The 3459-nt window shown below is 34.2% G+C and carries 5 protein-coding genes; 1 reads left to right on the top strand and 4 read right to left on the bottom strand.

Annotated elements, in window-relative coordinates:
- Positions 1 to 80: 80 nt before the first annotated feature.
- The 4 genes from I2484_RS20825 to I2484_RS20810 all read right to left on the bottom strand — a co-directional run bounded on the left by I2484_RS20825 (position 81) and on the right by I2484_RS20810 (position 2433).
- Positions 81 to 422 carry a hypothetical protein gene (locus tag I2484_RS20825; protein ID WP_207152962.1) on the bottom strand — a complete coding sequence of 114 codons (342 nt, stop codon included), beginning with the start codon at positions 420 to 422 and terminating at the stop codon, positions 81 to 83.
- 129 nt (positions 423 to 551) lie between these two features.
- Entirely contained in the window at positions 552 to 938 is a 387-nt protein-coding gene (locus I2484_RS20820) for a DUF5071 domain-containing protein (RefSeq protein ID WP_207152961.1), read from the bottom strand.
- 513 nt (positions 939 to 1451) lie between these two features.
- Complete coding sequence (locus I2484_RS20815; protein WP_186673773.1) at positions 1452 to 1904, bottom strand: hypothetical protein; 453 nt, start codon at positions 1902 to 1904, stop codon at positions 1452 to 1454.
- A 169-nt stretch (positions 1905 to 2073) separates the two neighbouring features.
- A complete protein-coding gene (locus I2484_RS20810) occupies positions 2074 to 2433 on the bottom strand; it encodes a hypothetical protein (protein ID WP_207152960.1) in 360 nt (119 codons plus the stop codon).
- 360 nt (positions 2434 to 2793) lie between these two features.
- On the opposite strand from I2484_RS20810, the gene I2484_RS20805 reads away from it, so the two are divergent.
- Positions 2794 to 3354 carry a recombinase family protein gene (locus I2484_RS20805; protein WP_207152963.1) on the top strand — a complete coding sequence of 187 codons (561 nt, stop codon included), beginning with the start codon at positions 2794 to 2796 and terminating at the stop codon, positions 3352 to 3354.
- Positions 3355 to 3459 lie beyond the last annotated feature (105 nt).

Here is a 3459-nt window from a genome sequence, read left to right as displayed (position 1 = left end):
AACGAGGACAGCGTCCTTCATTTCCTGCGTATATCTAATTGTAATTTCGTTCTTCATGTCGCACGACCTCCATCTATTATTTAAAGTATAACAGGAGAGTACCCTACGACAACTAGCCTAACAGAGGGGGATCTGTGATCACTATCTTCTTCGCGAACAATAGTTTCTTCCCAATTTTTAATATCTATAAATTTCCCGATTTTAGATTTTGAAGAAATACGTTTATTGTTTACAATATACCCTGCAATAAATATAACGTTTATATGATAATCTTCCTTTAATATATCGTCTATAATCTTTTTGACTAAATTTAAATTTAAATTTTCCAATCCAAATCTAATTCTTTTCTTCGAGCTTACCTGAAAATAAGGAGTCTTAGAACTGGATGAAAATTGGATACTTAATCCACTTAACATTATCACTTGATTTAACCTCTAATCCTTTTAAATGCGATTCATACTAACTTATCTGGCTCTATTCTTGCACAACAGTGTTCGGTTAATGCACCCGATTTCGGAACAGTACTATGCAGCACTTTTTGATAAAGGCAGTTACATTGAAGATAGGATTTCACTTGCACTCTGGTCCACTTCTTCTAGCTGCTCATCTCTAGTTGGTGTTTCTTTCATCCTTATTAAGTCATCGCTCAGCAGCTTTTTTTCATAAATAGGTAAATCTTTAACTATATGTTCTAAACACCAGTACTTCCAAACTGCATCTTCAGTTAAAAATACCCTTTTTATATGGGGAACAATTTCTTGTGGATATGCTGAAAGTACTTCAACAACCCCGGACGCTATGGGCCAATTCATATCCTGAATCCATTCAAGAAGACCAGGCAGTAGAGGAATAACGTCTTCGTTCCTCATCAAATTAATTTCATTAATTCTTTCAAAATCAAACTTATCTCTTGGAAGTAGCTCATTAAAATTACCCATTTCGCACCTCGCACTACAATGATTTGAATTTACCTTACCAAAGAAAATGGCCCGATTACTGAAAAGGGGCAGATTCTTTATTCTAGAATCGCACCCGATAAAGGAATAACGTATACAAATATTCACAGATACTTCAGGTCGATAAGCAAGTCTCATAACATCTTGCTTATTACCTTCTTCTGGTATCCTTAAAAATAATTTCAGTTGTAATAATTGCTAATACTATCGCTATAATTATTAAGAAAAGTTCAAGAACAAAATTATCAATAGACAATCTAGATGCTATAAATGCTTCTATATTTATGTAAACTACAATAAAAAAGACTAATACTAACTTTCTAAATATATATTTACCTAAATTAGCCACACCTCCCACCCTTTCATTGGAGTTATGTATTCATTTTTAACTAAATTTGTAATTCAAATGGTCCGATTGAGGCACAGTCCTTATTCAACAACTGCACCCGATAAAGGAATACTGATATTGTTGGGTAACCTTCAACTATCACGGGATTAATCTTTTACAGCCCTAATATCTTTTATTGAATTCGTGGAAATTGGGTCTTCCTTTGTTATCTGATGACCTTCTACTAATGAGATATAATAATCCCCATTCGATAAAGGATAAAAGTTCTGATTCTCTTGCTTTTTTTCAAAGTAGATTGTGTATTTTTGTTTGGAATTTGTTTTTAACTCCCAACTTCCACCTAACTCCATAACAACATTTGCTGATATTCTATTGGCGGTGTAGCCATTTTTATCTTCTAACAATTCAGCTACAGAATAATTGTTTTTATCTCGTTCAATCACTAAAACTTCTATTTCGTCCGTTGTAGTTATCAAGTCTATACTTCCTTTAATTTCCTCGCTTTGAATTAAATCCTCAACGGCAGCTTCTTCTGATGGGAAATAATTTGTATTATTCTCTTCGCTACAAGCAGATAATAGTAAAAAACTTGTCATCATTAAAATAACAATAAAACGCTTTATGATATTTACCTCCTTCTAATCTCTTATTTGGCCCGTTAACGGCATAAAATTTGTGCCACAAACGCACCCGATTCTTGCACAAAGCTGTACGATTAAAGCACCCGATTAGTGAATAAGAATTAAGAATTAAGCAATTAGTAACGCATTATTTTAATGTGTTGGTTTCTCTGTCTATTAGATGTTTAGATAAATCTGCGTTGGCACTCTTATATCCAGTAGTGACTTTCCAACCAAATATATTTTTTTGTATTTTCACGTTAGCAGTCGTATTAATAACATCTGAACCATTTGTTCTTAATAGTAAATAATAAGTATTAGAAATATCTGTTTCTACAACATCTATTAGCTGTGCAGAATCATTATCAAACACTTTTGTTATATATTGTTCAATTGCTACATCACGAGTTGATAAGTGAGTCGAATATTGATTAATACAAAAAGAAGTAATGATTATGAACCCGATTGAAAATAAGTAAATCAATAATTTTTTATACTTATTATTCATGTTGTCCCTCCTCTTTTACCATCTTAGGTACTAATTCAACACTATACATAAAATAACAGATTATTAAACTAATCTACCATATTACTGAAAATGGTACAATTCTTCTTCAAGAATTTGGCCCGATTGCTGAACAATCTGAAATAAATTTTCCTAAACTTTATCATAGCTTAATCTAATAGGTGTTGTCGTTTGTTACAAAACTCGTCCCTTTCTGAACACACTGCTGGCCAATCTGAAAAGTACGTTTTTTATTGCCTTTTTCGCAACAAAACTCTGTTCATAATTCTATGTGCAATAACCTATGTTATTTTATCTTATGTTACAATGAGTTTAGAGAGAAATAAGGAAAGAGTGATTATGGTGTTAATTGGATACGCGCGTGTATCAACAGGATTACAAAATTTGGATTTGCAAATGGATGCGCTAACGAAATATGGTTGTGGTAAAATTTTTCACGATAAGATGAGTGGTACAAAGAAACAGCGTCCAGGATTAGCAGAAGCATTAGAGTATGCACGTGAAGGGGATACAATTGTGGTTTGGCGACTGGATCGACTTGGTCGCAATATGCAGGATCTGATTCACATTGTGAATAGTTTGAATGAACGTGGTGTCGGCTTCCATAGTCTACAAGAAAACCTAACAATGAATAAAAGTAATGCGACTGGTCAATTGATGTTCCACTTGTTCGCAGCGTTTGCGGAGTTTGAACGTAACTTAATAGAAGAACGTTCAGCTGCTGGTCGTGCAGCAGCAAGAGCGCGTGGTCGTCTTGGTGGTCGCCCAGAGAAGTTTGGGGAAAAAGATATTGAAATGATGAAAACACTTATCGAAAGTGGTACACCGATTAAAGACGTTGCAGAAAAATGGGGCGTGTCTCGCACGACGATTTATCGCTATTTGGAAAAACCTCTAAAATAAAATTTTGGTACCTGTGGTTTGCCCCCTATATATCGGACGCAGTTTAATACTAGCTTTGAGATAACAAATGCGCTTCCAAGAAGGCTTTAGGTGTCTTATACCCTA

It is taken from the genome of Sporosarcina sp. E16_8, assembly GCF_017347095.1.
In the GTDB taxonomy this organism is placed as follows: Bacteria; Bacillota; Bacilli; order Bacillales_A; family Planococcaceae; genus Sporosarcina.
The sequence above is the reverse complement of the archived record's forward strand: the minus strand, read 5'-3'. Positions and strand labels throughout refer to the sequence as shown.